Source organism: Nocardioides sp. TF02-7 (genome assembly GCF_022437945.1).
Taxonomy (GTDB): domain Bacteria; phylum Actinomycetota; class Actinomycetes; order Propionibacteriales; family Nocardioidaceae; genus Nocardioides.
Genome location: NZ_CP092535.1, coordinates 1,677,095 through 1,692,185 on the forward strand (window position 1 = coordinate 1,677,095; position 15,091 = coordinate 1,692,185).

The 15,091-nt window shown below is 74.4% G+C and carries 11 protein-coding genes and 2 pseudogenes; 6 read left to right on the plus strand and 7 right to left on the minus strand.

Annotation, left to right across the window (positions count from 1 at the left end; all coding sequences use genetic code 11):
- Nucleotides 1–49 precede the first annotated feature (49 nt).
- The 3 genes from MF408_RS08515 to MF408_RS08525 all read right to left on the minus strand — a co-directional run bounded on the left by MF408_RS08515 (nt 50) and on the right by MF408_RS08525 (nt 2,496).
- On the minus strand, nt 50–274 hold the full coding sequence (locus tag MF408_RS08515) for a hypothetical protein (protein ID WP_240251003.1): 225 nt from the start codon (nt 272–274) through the stop codon (nt 50–52).
- Nucleotides 187–1,443, minus strand: coding sequence for a von Willebrand factor type A domain-containing protein (locus tag MF408_RS08520; protein WP_240251004.1), 1,257 nt, complete (start codon nt 1,441–1,443; stop codon nt 187–189). The genes MF408_RS08515 and MF408_RS08520 overlap by 88 nt, the downstream gene beginning before the upstream one ends.
- A gap of 276 nt (nt 1,444–1,719) precedes the next feature.
- A complete protein-coding gene (locus MF408_RS08525; protein ID WP_345893930.1) occupies nt 1,720–2,496 on the minus strand; it encodes a DMT family transporter in 777 nt (258 codons plus the stop codon).
- Nucleotides 2,497–3,138: 642 nt separating this feature from the next.
- On the opposite strand from MF408_RS08525, the gene MF408_RS08530 reads away from it, so the two are divergent.
- A complete protein-coding gene (locus MF408_RS08530; RefSeq protein WP_240251005.1) occupies nt 3,139–3,729 on the plus strand; it encodes a TetR/AcrR family transcriptional regulator in 591 nt (196 codons plus the stop codon).
- Nucleotides 3,730–4,013: 284 nt separating this feature from the next.
- Nucleotides 4,014–6,188: an MMPL family transporter gene (locus MF408_RS08535; RefSeq protein ID WP_240251006.1), complete on the plus strand. Its 2,175-nt coding sequence runs from the start codon at nt 4,014–4,016 to the stop codon at nt 6,186–6,188.
- A gap of 239 nt (nt 6,189–6,427) precedes the next feature.
- On the opposite strand, the gene MF408_RS08540 is transcribed toward MF408_RS08535, so the two are convergent.
- Nucleotides 6,428–6,910: a glutathione peroxidase gene (locus MF408_RS08540; protein WP_240251007.1), complete on the minus strand. Its 483-nt coding sequence runs from the start codon at nt 6,908–6,910 to the stop codon at nt 6,428–6,430.
- Nucleotides 6,907–7,563 (minus strand): nitroreductase family protein, encoded by a 657-nt coding sequence (locus tag MF408_RS08545; protein ID WP_240251008.1) that lies wholly within the window; start codon nt 7,561–7,563, stop codon nt 6,907–6,909. Before MF408_RS08545 ends, MF408_RS08540 begins: the two co-directional genes overlap by 4 nt.
- Nucleotides 7,564–7,705: 142 nt before the next feature.
- Here MF408_RS08545 and MF408_RS08550 point away from each other — a divergent pair, with 142 nt between their 5' ends.
- Complete coding sequence (locus MF408_RS08550; RefSeq protein ID WP_240251009.1) at nt 7,706–9,583, plus strand: carboxypeptidase-like regulatory domain-containing protein; 1,878 nt, start codon at nt 7,706–7,708, stop codon at nt 9,581–9,583.
- Between the two features lie 19 nt (nt 9,584–9,602).
- Here the strand turns inward: MF408_RS08550 and MF408_RS08555 are convergent, their stop codons facing one another.
- On the minus strand, nt 9,603–10,283 hold the full coding sequence (locus MF408_RS08555; RefSeq protein WP_240251010.1) for a helix-turn-helix domain-containing protein: 681 nt from the start codon (nt 10,281–10,283) through the stop codon (nt 9,603–9,605).
- Between the two features lie 88 nt (nt 10,284–10,371).
- Between MF408_RS08555 and folE the strand changes: the two genes are divergently transcribed.
- On the plus strand, nt 10,372–12,159 hold the full coding sequence (gene folE / locus MF408_RS08565) for a GTP cyclohydrolase I FolE (protein WP_345893883.1): 1,788 nt from the start codon (nt 10,372–10,374) through the stop codon (nt 12,157–12,159).
- Between the two features lie 47 nt (nt 12,160–12,206).
- Here folE and MF408_RS08570 read toward each other — a convergent pair whose 3' ends face one another.
- Nucleotides 12,207–12,794, minus strand: coding sequence for a TetR/AcrR family transcriptional regulator (locus MF408_RS08570; RefSeq protein WP_240251011.1), 588 nt, complete (start codon nt 12,792–12,794; stop codon nt 12,207–12,209).
- Between the two features lie 492 nt (nt 12,795–13,286).
- Between MF408_RS08570 and MF408_RS25180 the strand changes: the two are divergent.
- Nucleotides 13,287–14,375 (plus strand): annotated as a pseudogene (locus MF408_RS25180) (SulP family inorganic anion transporter); the annotation flags it as partial.
- Nucleotides 14,376–14,478: 103 nt separating this feature from the next.
- Nucleotides 14,479–15,006: pseudogene (locus tag MF408_RS25185) on the plus strand (STAS domain-containing protein); the annotation flags it as partial.
- Between the last annotated feature and the right edge of the window lie 85 nt (nt 15,007–15,091).

A 15,091-nucleotide genomic window follows, 5' to 3' on the forward strand; every position in this document is an offset into this window, starting at 1 on the left:
CGATGCCAGACCCGGGCCACACCGTGCCACTCCGGAGTCACCCCAGGGTTCACTCCAGGGCGATCGCCTGCTCCGCGAGCTCGACCAGCTGCGCCGCCCCGGGCACGCCGTCCTCGGCGAGCGCGTCGGCCCGGTCGCGGACGGCGGCCAGGGTGACCGGGCGGTCGGCGTACGGCGCCGCGCGCCTCAGCAGCTGCGCGAGGTCGGCGACGGCGGCCGCCAGCCGCAGGTCGGGCGACCCCTCGGCGTCCGGGGCTCCCGCGACCAGCTCCACCACCCGCTCCTCCTGGCGGCCGCGCTCCCCCGCCGGTGCCGACCGGGGTCCACCGCACCGCCGCCTCGCCGATCACCGTGCCCGGCTCCACGTCGTTGGCCAGCCGCACCTCGTAGAGCGCGGTCGCCCGGTGACCGGCGCCCAGCTCGCCGGCGTCGACGTCCGCGTCGGTGAAGTCGTCGTCGGCCAGGGCACGGTTGTCGTAGCCGACCTGCCGGTACGACGTCACGAGGGCGGGGTCGAACCGGACCTGCGCCCGGGCGTCCGCGGCCACCGGGGTCAGCGTCGTGACCAGCTCGGTGCCGAACAGCGAGGAGGCCTCCGGGAACGTGTCGACATAGGCGTAGAACCCGTCGCCGCGGTCGGCGAGCTGCTCCATCAGGTGGTCGTTGTAGTTGCCCATGCCGAAGCCCACCGTGACCAGGTGGATGCCGTCGGCTCCCTCCTCGGCGATGGTGTCGGTGATCGACCCCGGGCCGGTGCGGCCGATGTTGGCGACGCCGTCGGAGGCGAGGACCACGGCGTTGACCGCCTCCGGGTCGAAGGCCTTCCGGGCCTGCCGGTAGCCGAGCCGCAGCCCCGCCTCCAGGTTGGTGCCGCCGCCGGGGCTGCAGCTCCTCGATCGCCCCGATGATCGCGTCCTGGTCGCGCACCTCGGTCGGCGGCAGCAGCAGCTCGCCACGGTCGTCGAACGACACCACGGCGACGGTGTCGTCGGGGTCGAGGCGGTCGGCGAGCACGGCGAGCGACGCCTGCACCAGGCCGAGCCGCTCCCGGATGTCCATGCTCCCCGAGCGGTCGACGACGAGCGTGACGTTGGTCCGCGGCCGCTCGTCCGCCGTCACCTCGCGGGCGGTGACCCCGACCCGCACCAGCCGGGTCCCGTCGTCGAGGCTCGGCGCGTCCGCTGTCTCGGCGGAGAGCCCGAGGTCGCCGTCGGCGGGGAACGGGTCGCCGTACTCGAACCCGTTGACCCACTCCTCGACCCGCACCGAGGCGGGGGGCACCCGGTGCCCGTCGCGGAGCAGCGTGCGGGCGACGCCGAGCGAGCCGGTGTCGACGTCGAGCGCGAACGTCGACCGCGGGTCGCGCGCGGCGTCGACGAACCCGCTGGCGCCGTGGTCCCGGAACGTGTTGTCCTCGTCCGGGGCGGGTGGCGCCGGGGGCACCGAGGGCTCGCTGCCCGTCGGGCCCTGCGCTCTGCTCGACTCTGCCTCGGGCGCCGCGGCATCGTAGACGACGCCGCTGTCCCCCTCCGGACTCGGACTCGTAGTCCTCGTAGTAGGAGAGGGCGTCGACGTCGAGGGTGCCGCCCGGCCCGTCGGGTCCGTCGGAGCCGCTGCAGGCGGCGAGGGCGGGGCCGGCGACGGCGAGCGCGGCGAGGGTCAGGGCGAGGCGGGAGGTCCGGTGCATGGTGGTGGGACGGCGCGACCCGCGAACCGGTTTCACCGCCCGGGCGCAGCCCCGGGATCCGTGACCGTTCCGAGACCCGGACCCGCCTCGGCGACCGGCTCACGCCCGGCGCCGGCGACCGCGCCGAGCACGAGCACGACGCCGACGACGCCGGCCGCGCCGATCCGCTCGTCGAGGAGCAGCGCAGCCGCGACGGCCGCGGTCACCGGCTCGAGCAGGCTGGCGATCACCGCCGCGGTGCTCGACGTCGTCCGCAGCCCGGCGTAGAGCAGGCCGTAGGCGAGCGCCATCGTCATCACGCCGAGGTAGGCGAGGGCGCTGAGTGCCACGGGGTCGGTGGTCGTGGCCGGGCCGCCGACGACGAACGCCGCCGGCACGAGGGCGAGCGCGCCCGCGCTGGTCGCGACGGTGGTCAGCGCCAGGGGGTCCGACCGCTGCGAGAGCGGGCGGCCGAGCGCGGTGGTGGCGGCGTACGTCGCTCCCGAGGCGACCGCGAGCAGCACGCCGAGCCATGGTCGCGGGCCGGTCGCCCCCTCGCCTGCGGCGCCGCTGACCAGCACCAGGCCGAGCAGGGCGGCGATGAGGACGAGGACGCGACGCACGCCGGGGTGGCGGCCGGCGCGCAGCGACTCCGCCGCGGTGAGCAGCACCGGGGCCAGCCCGAGGCTCACGACGGTCGCGACGGTGACGCCGACCTCGACGACCGAGCCGAAGTAGAGCGCCTGGTAGGCGGCCGTGCCGGCACCGACGAGGCAGGCGGTGCCCGGCGCCTCGCGGAGCAGGGCGAGCAGCCGCTCGCCGCGCCGCAGCGCGACGACGGCGAGGAGGGAGGACGGCGGCTGCGACGAGCATCCGGTAGCAGCTGACGGTGACGAACGACAGCGACGCGTGGTCGCGGATGACCTGGAGGGTCAGGCCGCCGGTGCCCCAGAGGACGCCGGCGAGGGAGATCTGCACGATCCCGACGGGCAGGACGCCGCGGGAGGAAGTGGTGGTGACGGACACGGGTGTGCTCCTGGGTCGGACGGACGGAGGCGTCGGGAGCACGCCGCCCTCCCCGCGCCGTGCGCGGGGAGCAGGTGGCCGCTCCGGTCAGACGACCGGAGGCGGCGGGGAGCAGGCCCAGGCGGGTCACGTCGGTCACGGCAGCAGGGTAGCCAGCCGCCCGCCGCGCCCGCGAGCCCTTTCTCGGCCCGCCCCCCTGCCGCCCCCGAGCCCGTGTCGAATCGGCCCTCGTGGCGTGTCGAATCGGGTGTCGTGGCGTGTCGAATCGGGTGTCGTGGTGTGTCGAATCGGGTGTCGTGGCGTGTCGAATCGGCCCTCGTGGCGTGTCGAATCGGCCCTCGTGGTGTGTCGAATCGGGCGTCGTGGTCCTTTGCCCCGCTCCCGAGGCCGCGTGATCGCCGTCACTCTTTTGCACTTGTTTGGGTGGGAGTGCAAAGATCGTCGCCGTGACCGAGACCGCGTCCAAGTGGGAGACCCGTCGGGCCGAGACGGCCCGCCGGCTCCAGTGGTGCGCCCTCGAGCTCACCCGTGACCGCGGCTTCGACGGCTGGACCATGGACGACCTCGCCGAGGCCGCCGAGGTGTCGCGACGCACCGTGTTCAACTACTTCGACGCCAAGGCCGACGTGGTCCTCGGCCCGGTCCACGACATCTCCGAGGAGCGGATCGCCGAGTTCGTCGCCGGCGGGCCGACCGGCCACCTCTTCGAGGACCTGGTCGCGGTCGCGGCCGAGGCACTCGCCGAGAAGAGCACCGACATCGACCTGGTCCAGCTGCGCCGCGACGTGTTCCGCGGCGACCGGCGCCTGGTCGCGATCGCGCACGACCGGTTCGAGAGCGTCGTGCAGGAGGCGGTCGCGTTCATCCTGCAGCGCGAGGGTGCCGACTACGGCGAGCAGCGCGCTCGGCTCCTCGTCGGGCTGCTGATGGTGATCTTCGAGTCCGCCGTCGAGCGCGTCGAGCCCGACCAGTCCCGACCCTTCGCCGCCCTCATCAACGACGCGGTCGCCGACGCCCGCGTCGTACTCCAGAGCTGACCCGCCGGAACCCCGGCACCACCACCGCCCCAGACGGACCCAGGAGACCCCCATGGCCCGCTTGCTCTACCGCCTCGGAACGACCGCCTACAAGCGGTGGTACTACTTCATCGCCGGCTGGCTGCTGCTGGCCGTCGTGGTCGGCGCGCTCGCCGCGGCGTTCTCGAAGCCGATGCAGGACCAGTTCACGATCCCGGGCATCCCGTCCGAGGAGGCCTCCGACCTCCAGCAGGAGCTCTTCCCCCGGCGCGGAGGACCCGTTCGAGGACGCGAGCGTCAACGTCGTGGTCGCCGCGCCCGAGGGTCAGACGCTCGACGAGCGGGAGTACCGCGGGGCGGTCGACGAGCTGATCGCCGGGATCACCGACCTGCCGCAGGTCGACGGCGACGCGGCGACCAGCGCGGACTCCTCCTTCCTCAAGAACCCCGTCGACGCCGCGGCCGCCCAGGAGGAGCAGATCGTGGGGGCGGCCCGCCAGCAGGGCGGTGACGTCGAGGCCGCGCGGCAGAACGCGGCCGCCCTGTCGCCGCTCTCCGAGGACGGCCGGGTCGGCGTACTGACCTTCGAGTGGGACGTCGAGGAGCCCACCGACATCGAGCCCTCCTCCCAGGAGGCGCTCGCCGACCTGCTCGGCGACGTCACCGAGGAGACCGGGCTCGTCGCGGAGGCCAACGGTCCGGGCATGACCTCGGTGGAGCCGCCGGGCGCCACCGCAGAGCTCATCGGCATCGGCGTCGCGCTCCTCGTGCTGCTGCTGACCTTCGGCTCGCTGGTCGCCGCCGGCCTGCCGATCGTCAACGCCGTCGTGGGCGTCGGCCTCGGCCTGGCCGGGGTCACCGCCGCCACCGCGCTCACCGACAGCATCGGCTCGACCACGCCGATCCTCGCCAGCATGCTGGGGCTCGCGGTCGGCATCGACTACACCCTGTTCATCGTGGCCCGCTACCGCAGCGAGCTGCACCACACCGACGACCGCGCCCACGCCGCCGGCATCGCGGTCGGCACCTCCGGTTCCGCCGTCGTGTTCGCCGGCCTCACCGTGCTGATCGCGCTCGCCGCGCTCACGGTCGTCGGGATCCCGTTCCTCACCGCGATGGGCCTGGCCGCCGCGGCCACCGTGCTGCTCGCGGTGCTGGTGGCGCTGACCCTCCTGCCCGCGGTGCTCGGCATGCTGAAGTCGAAGGCGTTCGGAGGCCGGGTCCGGCGCTACCGGCCGGTCCGCGACGAGCACGGGCTGGTCGTCAACAACGGCGTGCGCTGGGCCCGGCTGCTCGGCCGCGCACCGCTCGCGTTCGCCGTACTCGTCGTCATCGTGCTCGGTGCCCTGGCCGTGCCGATGGCCCAGATGCAGCTGGCCTTCCCGAGCGACAGCACGGCGTCGGTCGACACCACGCAGCGGCGCGCCTCCGACCTGATGGCCGAGGCGTTCGGGCCCGGCCGCGAGGGTCCGCTGCTCGTGGTCGTCGACGGCCGTGACGTCGAGGACGACGACGAGCGGCAGGCGGCGTTCGGCGAGGTCGCCGGCTGGGCCGCCGGCCAGGACGACGTGGCCAACGCCCAGGTCGTCGCCACCAACGCGCCGGTCGACGACACCGGTGCCCCGACCGGGGCGGCGACCGGGGCGATCATCCAGCTGCTGCCGGAGTCGGGCCCGACCGACGAGGCCACGCTCGACCTGCTCGAGAACCTGCGCGACGGGGAGGGCGGCGTCGAGGAGTCGACCGGCACCGACCTCGGTGTCACCGGCCTCACCGCGATCACGACCGACGTGTCCGACCGCCTCAACGGCGCGCTGCCGGTCTATCTGGCGGTGGTCATCGGGCTCGCGTTCGTGCTGCTGGTGCTGGTGTTCCGCTCGATCCTGGTGCCGCTGACGGCGACGCTCGGCTTCCTCCCTGTCGGTGCTGGCCACCCTCGGCGCGACCGTCGCGGTGTTCCAGGAGGGCGCGTTCGGCATCTTCGAGGGCCAGCCGATCGTCAGCTTCCTCCCGATCATGCTGATCGGCATCGTGTTCGGCTTGGCGATGGACTACCAGGTGTTCCTGGTGACCCGGATGCGGGAGGCGCACGTGCACGGCCTCTCCACCCGGGAGGCGGTCGTCGACGGGTTCCGCAACAGCGCCCGCGTCGTGACGGCCGCGGCAACCATCATGATCGCGGTGTTCGCGGCGTTCATGCTGATGGACGACCCGATCATCAAGTCGATGGGCTTCGCGCTCGCGATCTCGATCGTGTTCGACGCGTTCATCGTCCGCATGGTGCTGATCCCCGCGGTCCTCTACCTGCTCGGCGAGAAGGCCTGGTGGCTCCCCGCCTGGCTCGACCGCCTGCTGCCCAACGTCGACGTCGAGGGCGAGTCGCTCGAGCGCGACTCCATCCCCACCGCCCCCCGGCTCGGGCGACAAGGAGCTCGCCTCCTCCGCCGTGTGACGTCGAATCGGGCCTCGTGGCTCGTTGAATCGGGCCCCGTGGCGGGTCGAATCGGGTCTCGTGGTCGGTCGAGTCCGGCGTCGTGGCGGCCGGCGGTCGCCACGGGGCCGGAATCAACACACCATGAGGCCCGATTCGACACACTACGGGGCCCGATTCAACACACCACGGGGCCGGAATCAACACACCACGGGGCCCGAATCGACACACCACGGGGCCCGATTCAACACACCACGGGGCCCGAATCAACACACCACGAGGCCCGATTCAACCGGCGAGCGCCTTCTCGACGTCCTCGGTGAGCTTCTCGGGCTTGGTGGTGGGGGCGTAGCGGTCGATGACCTGGCCGTCGCGGCCGACGAGGAACTTGGTGAAGTTCCACTTGATGGCGCCGCCGAGGATGCCGCCGTGCTCCTCCTTGAGCCAGCGGTAGAGCGGGTGGGCGCCGTCGCCGTTGACCTCGACCTTGGCGAACATCGGGAACGTGACGCCGTAGCTGCTCTCGCAGAACGCGGCGATCTCGGTCTCGTCGCCGGGCTCCTGGTGGCCGAACTGGTCGCACGGGAAGCCGAGGACGGCGAAGCCGCGGTCGGCGTAGGTGTCGTGCAGCTGCTGCAGCCCGCCGTACTGCGGGGTCAGGCCGCACTGCGACGCGGTGTTGACGACGAGGACGACCTTGCCGTCGTACGCCGCGAGGTCGGTCTCCGTGCCGTCGATGCTGGTCGCGGTGAAGTCGTGGAGGGAGGTCATGCTCCCGAGTCTGGCAGGTGCTCGACCGCCCCGGCCCGTGCGTCGTCGCCCCGCCACGGCACGCCCCACGCGCCGCCGTACGCGATCTCGGCGAGGTCCTTGCGGCGCCGGACCCGCTGCTCCCGCTCTCGCTCCCGTTCGGGCACCTCCGCCGGGTCCCCTCGTACGCCGACCGCGACGGCCGCCACGAGCCGCCACTGCGGCGGCACACCGAGCTCCCGCCCGACCGCGTCCTTGTCGAACCCCTGGAACTGCCGCGCCCACAGGCCGGTCGCGTGCGCCTGGAGGGTGAGGTGGGCGGCGGCCTGGCCGGCGGAGTAGAGGTTGACCGCAGCGTCGGTCGGCTTCTCCTCCCCCGGCTCGGCCGCGGTCTTCACGGCGACGAGGAACACCACCGACGCGCGCGGGACCCAGCCGGCGTTGCCGCGGGTGAGGTGCGGCACGAGCACCCGGTGGACGGCGCTGCCGCGCTCGGCGACGAGGAACCGCCAGGGCTGCAGGTTGCCGTGGCTGGGCGCCCACTGCGCGGCGTGGAGGAGCGTCGCGACGGCGGCGTCCGGCAGCCGGTGCTCGGCGTCGAAGATGGTCGGGCTCCACCGCGACCGCATCGGCTCGGCGAGGCCGTCGGCCCCTGGCATCGGCGCGTGCGACATGCCCCGATCATGGCAAGCGCCGCCAGCGCTCGTCCTCGCGGAGGATCCGCTGCAACCCGATCGGCGGGCGCGACGTCCTACCCCTGTCTCGGACCCGGCAGCCGTTCCCGCAGCCGGGACGACCTCGTGCAGAAGGACCCTCATGCCCATCGGCAACCTCCGCCTGCCGCGCGCCCGCGCGGCCGCACTGACCGCCGTCGTCGCGACGGCGGTGCCCGCCCCTCCCCCCTCTCTCTCCGCGACCGCCACGGCCGCCCCCGACGACCAGCGCGGCTGGGTGACCGGCGTCGTCGTCGACACCACCGGTGCCCCCGTCCCCGGCGCGATGGTCAACGTCCTCCCGCCCCGCGAGGTGCCCGAGGCCGGCATGCTCGACGAGACGACCGACCGCTGGACCGTCACCGACGCGCGCGGCCGGTTCCGCGTCCGCCAGGCGTCGCAGGACTTCCTCGTCCAGGTCTGCGACCACGACACCGAGCGGCCCTGGGCCTGCGTCCACCCGTCGGCCGCCGACCACCTCCTCCGGTACGTCGGCCCCGACGGCGAGCGGGACAGCTGGGTGCAGCACACCCGGCTGTTCGACGCCTCGTCCTCCGACCTGGCGCTCGGCACGGTCGAACTGCAGCCGCCCGCCCGGGTCGAGGGCACGCTCTCCGGCGCCCGGTTCGAGCAGGTCGAGGTGATGCGGCTCGACGACACGGTCGCGTTCCACGGCGCGACCGACGGCGCCGGCCGGTTCTCGATCGAGGGCCTCGCCCCTGGCACCTACTACCTCCGTGCCGGTGGCCGCGGTACCGTCCCGTGGCGCTCGGAGCCGGTCACCGTCACGGCCGACCGGCCCGCGGTGGTCGACGGCGTGCTCGACCGGGGCACGACGCTCGTCGGCACCATGGTCGACCGTCGCACCGGCGCTCCGGCGCGCCGCACCGAGGTGTTCCTCGGCGACGCCGACGGCGACCTCGTCGCGAGCCGGCCGACGACCCGCCGCGGCACCTTCCGCTTCACCGGCCTGACGCCAGGCACCTACCGGGTGGGCGTCCTGCGCCGGGGCGGCCCCTACCTCGCCCGCTCGGTCCGGGTGCGCGTCGCCGCCGGCGACCGGCGCGTCGACGCCACGGTGCCCGTGCGGCGCGGCGCCACCGCGACGGTCCGGTTCGTCACCGACGGCGGCCGCATCGACAACGAGCTGCGCGACGGCCGGGGCGAGGTGGTCGCCACCAACCTCGGGCGCGACAACGGCGTGGCGACGTACGTCGGGCTGCGCCCTGGCCGCTACACGGTCGTCGCCAAGGACGGCGACGGCTACGCGACCCGCACCTTCCGGGTCCGCGGCCTCCGCGCCCACGACGTGGGGCGGCTCCGCCTGGAGCGGCCGCTGCTGACCCTGCGCGGGCGCACCGCACCCGGCGCCGTCGTCGAGGCGACCACCGGCGACCTGTGCCCGCCCGACCTCCCGCCGACGTACGGCGGCTTCCACGAGATCTCCGACCGGGCCGACGCGCAGGGCCGCTACGTCCTCCCGGGGCTGGTGCCCGGCGACTACATGGTCGGCGCCGACGCGTTCCCCCACGAGCAGGCGCCGGTCTGTCACGAGGACGTGAAGGTCTGGGCGTCGCGCCGCTACGACGTGCCCCTCGCCGAGGGGCACACGGTGACCGGCCGCCTCGTCTACGCCGGCACCACCCGGCCAGTGATCACCGGCATCGGCTACGAGGTGACCTATCCGGTCGGTCTCCCGACCAACCCCACCGGGGAGCACCCGGCCCGGATCCGCACCCGCGGCGCGTCCGGACGGTTCACGATCCCCCGGCTGCCCGCGGGGGAGGCCACCGGCGGGCTCGCGCTCACCCCGCACGACGAGGTGTCGCACCCGAGCCTGTGGGTGTTCTTCCCCTCCCAGTACGGCACGCCCTACTGGCTGGAGGCGGAGGAGCGACCGCTCACGATCGACGGCGACATCGCGCTGGGCGACGTGGAGCTGACGCTGCGCACCGGCGCGGAGGAGCTGCCGCACCCGTGACGCCGCGGCCGGGGGCGGGTCACCCCGTCCGGTGCGCGGTGACGCAGCACCGGCCCGGCGCGGGGTCCAGGCGAGCCTCGACGGCGGAGCAGGGGAGCCCGTCGGCGACGCCCTGCACGAAGTCGCGGTTGAGCCCGCACACGAGCGCGGTGTGCTTGCGGGCGAGCGCGTCGAACGGGCAGTTGGCGAGGACGACGCCGTCATCGGTCACCCGCGGCTCGTAGCCCTGGCTCCGCAGGGTCTCCGCCAGGGCGCCCAGCGTCCCGTCCCCGGTGGCGCCGGACCCGGCACCGCGGCCGAGGTCCAGCCCCTCGGCGCGCGCCGCCTCCCGCAGCGCGGCCTCCAGGGACGCGCCCTCGCCGACCCGCCCGACCGCCGACGCCAGGATCTCGCCGACGAGGTCGTAGCGGCGGGGCGGCAGCGACACGGTGAGCTGCCGGTCCGCCCGCCGGTAGAGCTTGCTCGGACGGCCGGCGCCGGGGCCGGAGCGGCCGCTGAGCCGCCGGTACTCCGCCTCGAGCAGGCCCTCGCCCACCAGCCGGTCGAGGTGGAAGCTCGCCTTGTGCAGGGCGATGCCGAGCGCGTCCGCCGCCTGCTCGCGGCCGACCGGGTCGGCTTGCGCCACGACGTACTCGTAGAGCCGGCGGCGGGTGTCGTCCGCCAGGGCGCCGATGCCGGCGGCGGTGGAGCCGAGGTCCATGGCCGCAGTCTAAAACACAACGTCCTTGACACAAGAGGTTCCCGGTTCTAACGTCGAAGAAGGTTATTTTTAGAGATCGGGAGGCACCATGACCATCACCACGGCCCCGCCGCACCGCTCCCGGGTCGCCCGTGACACCCCGGCGGTCGACCCGTTGGCCGCGGTGGACGCCGCCGCCCGCCTGCTCACGGCGCTCGGCCTCGACCTCACCGACGAGAACCTCGCGGAGACGCCGGCGCGGATGGCGCGGGCGCTGCTCGAGATGACGAGCGCACCGGCGTTCGACCTGACCACCTTCCCCAACGAGGAGGGGTACGACGAGCTGGTCGTGGTGCAGGACATCCCGGTGCAGTCGCTGTGCGAGCACCACATGCTCCCGTTCGTCGGGGTGGCGCACGTGGGCTACCTCCCGGCCGGCCGGATCGCCGGGCTGTCGAAGCTCGCGCGGATGGTCGAGCTCCACGCGCGTCGCCCGCAGACCCAGGAACGGCTCACCAAGGACGTCGCCGAGCACCTGCGGGAGCGGCTGCTGCCCCACGGCGTCGGTGTCGTGGTCGAGGCCCACCACGCGTGCATGGGCCTGCGCGGGGCGCGCGCCCCCGGTGCGCGGACCCTGACCTCGACGCTCTTCGGACGGCTCCGCGACGACTCCCCGGTCGCGGGCGGAGTTCCTCGCGCTCGCCCGGAGCACCCGGTGAACGTCGTGGTCGTCGGCGCGGGCCTCGCCGGGGCCCGCGCCGTCGAGGAGCTGAGGGAGCAGGACTACACCGGCGACATCACGCTGGTCGGCGCCGAGCCGCACCCGCCGTACGAGCGGCCTCCGCTGTCCAAGGGCCTGCTGCTCGGCTCGGCCGCCGACACCTCGGTCTTCGTCCAGGACGCCGGTTGGTACGCCAACCAGCAGGTCGACCTCCGGCTCGGCAGCCCGGTCACGGCGCTCGACCTCGACCGCGGCCAGGTGCTCCTGGGCGAGGACCGGGTCGCCTACGACCGGCTGCTGCTGGCCACCGGCTCGTCCCCGCACCGACTGGCCGCCGTCGACGGCCACCACCCGGAGGTCCACTACCTCCGCACGCTCGACGACGCCCTCCGGCTGCGGCCACGGCTGGCGGGCCGGGTGCTCGTCGTGGGGGCCGGGTGGATCGGCCTGGAGGTCGCGGCCGCCGTGCGCCAGGCAGGCGGCAGCGTCACCGTGGTGGAGCCGGCGCCGCTCCCGCTGCTGCGGGTCCTGGGGTCCGAGGTGGCTGCGGTCTTCGCCGAGGTGCACCGCGGCCACGGGGTCGATCTGCGCCTCGGCTGCGGGCTGGTCGAGGTCGACCGGTCAGGTGCGGTCCTCACCGACGGCAGCCGGGTGCCGGCCGACACGGTCGTCGTGGGCATCGGGGCGACCCCCGACGACGGTCTCGCCTCGGCCGCGGGACTCCCGACCGACGGCGGCGTGCTCGTCGACGCGCGGCTGCGCGCCGCCGACCCGCACGTCTACGCCGCGGGCGACGTCGCCCGCCACGACCACCCGCTGCTCGGGCGGGTCCGGGTGGAGCACTGGGACAACGCCCGCGAGCAGGGGGCGCACGCGGCGCGGACGATGCTCGGCGACGACCGCGCCTACGACCGGCTGCCGTTCTTCTTCTCCGACCAGTTCGACATCGGGATGGAGTACGTCGGCCACGTGGGCCCGGACGGCTACGACGAGGTCGTCGTGCGGGGCGACACCGGCGCGCTGCGGTTCACGGCGCTGTGGCTGCGCGGCGGCCGCGTCGTCGCCGGGATGCACGTCAACGACTGGGACGCCACGGACGCGATCCGGCGGCTCGTCGGGAGCGGACGACCCGGCGCGGGGGACGCGCAGGTGCCGCTCGTCGAGCTGGTCGGGTAGCGCGGACGGCGACGATGCGGCGAGGACGGGGTCGACGAGCGCGGCGCTCATCCGTCCTGGCGGGCGACCATCGTCGGCCAGAGCAGGTCGAGGCAGCGCTCCAGCCAGTCCGGCGCGACCTGGCCGGCCCGGACCAGCTCGCCGAGGTAGGCGCCGACGAAGAGCGACGTCACGGCCTCGGCGTCGAGGCCCGGGCGCAGCAGCCCCGCGGCGACGTCGGCGCGGATGAGGCCGACCAGGGCCGCGTCGTAGGGCGCGAGGGCGTCGCGGAACAGCCGGGTGAAGGTGGGGTCGTCGTCGAGGACCACGGCGGCGACCCCGCCGCGGCCGAGCACCTGCTCGAGCTGGCGCCAGGCCTGCTCGAGGGCCGCCCGGGTCTTGGTGCGCGCGTCGCCGTCGGCCGGGATCTCCGGCGTCCCGATCGCCTCGTGCAGCACCGTGGCGAGGAGCTCGTCGCGGTTGCTGAAGCGCCGGTAGATCGTGGTCTTGGCGATGCCGGCCCGGGCGGCCACCGCCTCGATCGTGACCGCTCGCGGCCCCGCCTCGCGCACGAGCGCCAGGGCGGCGGAGCGGATGAGGCCGTCGGCGGTCGTGCTCCGGGGCCGGCCGGGGCGAGGCGGGGCCGGATCGGCCACGGGGAACCTCCTGGAACAAATACGATACGCAGAGCGTTCTGTTAATGACAGCGACGGTACGACGAAGGGAGCACGATCATGTCAAGCACCACCCTGCTCGTCTGGTTCATCGCCATGGCGATCTTCACCCCTGGCCCTCCTCGGCCTCGGGTTCGCCCTCCTGTCGGGCTCCATCCAGCTGCCCGGCCGCAAGCGGAAGAAGCCGGCGGACGAGTCGGCGCAGGAGTCGCGGGACACCGCCCGGAGCGCCGCCGACCGCGACCGGGTCACCGCCGCGTCCCGCTGACCCGGGCCCGGCGCGGCGTCCACGATTTCACAACTTGATCACTTGAAGATATCTTCATCTCCTGACCGACGTGGCGCCCCGCCGCGACGGCTGAGGAGGCAGCACGTGGGAGTCCCGCTCTACCAGGCGAAGGCGGAGTTTTCCGGACCCTCGGGCATCCCGCCCGGATCCGGATCCTGGAGCTGCTCGCCGAGCGCGACCACGCCGTGCACGAGCTCCTCGACCAGATCGCCATCGAGCCGAGCAACCTCTCCCAGCAGCTGGCCGTGCTGCGGCGTACGTCGCTGGTGGTCTCCCCACCGCCGGGCCGGCGCGGTCGTCTACTCCCTCAGCGTGCCGGAGGTGCGCGACCTGCTGCTGGCCGGCCGGCGGATCCTCGCCGGCCTGGCCGAGCTCACCGGCGACCTCGAGGACGAGCTGAAGGTCGACCGGGGCTGATGGCGCCGCACCTCCCGCGCGCCGGCGCGGCCGCCGTGCTCGCCCGCGCCGACGACCTCTTGCCCTCGCGGGCCGACTGGGCCCGCGCCCGGGTCGGTCGCGACCTGACCGCGGGCGTGATGGTGGCCCTGGTCGCGCTCCCCCTGGCGCTCGGGTTCGGCGTCAGCTCCGGGGTCGGTGCGACCGCGGGCATCGTGACGGCGATCGTCGCCGGAGCCGTGGCAGCGGTCTTCGGCGGCAGCCACGTCCAGGTGAGCGGCCCGACCGGTGCGATGACGGTGGTCCTGGTGCCGATCGTCGCCACCCACGGGGTCGACGGCGTCCTGGTCGTCGGCCTGCTCGCCGGCGTCATGCTCCTGGTGCTGGCCGTGACGGGCGCCGGGCGGGTGATCCGCTACGTGCCGGTGCCGGTCGTCGAGGGCTTCACCGCGGGGATCGCCGTCGTCATCGCCCTCCAGCAGCTGCCTCCTGCGCTCGGCGTCGACGTCCGGGCCGAGAAGGTGCTGGTCCTCGCCGGCGACGCGGCCCGCGCGTGGCTCGCCGCACCGGAGTGGCTCCCGGCGGCCACCTCGTTCGGCGTGGCTGCCGCCATCCTCCTGCTCGCCCGCCTCCGGACCGGCCTGCCGGCCACCCTGCTCCTCGTCGCGGTCGCCACGGGTGCGAACTCGCTGCTCGACGGCGGACTGGCGACCATCGGCCACATCCCGTCCGGCCTGCCCGCCCCGCGGCTCCCCGACGTGCCGTGGGCCGACCTCGACGCGCTGCTCCTCCCGGCCGTCGCGGTCACCGCGCTGGGAGCGCTCGAGAGCCTGCTGTCGGCGACGGTCGCCGACGGGATGACCGTCGACCAGCGGCACGACCCCGACCGGGAGCTGCTGGGGCAGGCGCTGGCCAACGTCGCCAGCCCGCTGTTCGGCGGGATCCCCCGCCACCGCAGCCATCGCGCGCACCGCCGTCAACGTGCGGTCCGGTGCGACCTCCCGGCTCGCCGCGCTCGCGCACGCCCTCCTGCTGCTGGTGGCGGTGCTGGTCGCCGCCCGCTGGGTGGCCGAGATCCCGCTGGCGGCCCTGGCCGGCGTGCTGATCGCGACCGCGGTGCAGATGGTGCGGGTGTCGAGCCTGGCGGCGCTGCTCCGCTCGACCCGCGGCGACGCCGCCACGCTCCTGCTCACCGCGGTCGCCACCGTCGCCCTCGACCTCGTCGTCGCCGTGCTGATCGGTCTGGTGGCGGCCGGGTTCTTCGCCCTCCGCGAGACCGCCCGTACGGCGCGGCTCGAGACGGTGCCGATCGACCGGGAGGACCACCGCGACGAGGAGCAGGAGCTCCTCGACCGGCAGATCGTGGTCTACCGCGTCGACGGGCCGCTGTTCTTCGCCGCCGCGCACGACTTCCTGCTCGAGCTGGCCGAGGTGAGCCGGGTCCGGGTCGTGGTGCTCCGGATGTCGCGGGTGACGACGGTCGACGCCACCGGCGCCCACGTCCTCGCCGACACGATCGGCCGGCTGGAGCGCCGGGGCGTCACGGTGCTGCTCTCCGGCGTCCGCCCCCCAGCACCACCAGGTCCTGGCGCAG

Excerpts from the sequence above, each read along its gene's own strand:
- MF408_RS08540 (WP_240251007.1), bottom strand. The coding sequence starts at position 6,910 with ATGACCTCCCTCCACGACTTCACCGCGACCAGCATCGACGGCACGGAG.
- MF408_RS08545 (WP_240251008.1), bottom strand. The coding sequence starts at position 7,563 with ATGTCGCACGCGCCGATGCCAGGGGCCGACGGCCTCGCCGAGCCGATG.
- MF408_RS08550 (WP_240251009.1), top strand. The coding sequence starts at position 7,706 with ATGCCCATCGGCAACCTCCGCCTGCCGCGCGCCCGCGCGGCCGCACTG.
- MF408_RS08555 (WP_240251010.1), bottom strand. The coding sequence starts at position 10,283 with ATGGACCTCGGCTCCACCGCCGCCGGCATCGGCGCCCTGGCGGACGAC.
- folE (WP_345893883.1), top strand. The coding sequence starts at position 10,372 with ATGACCATCACCACGGCCCCGCCGCACCGCTCCCGGGTCGCCCGTGAC.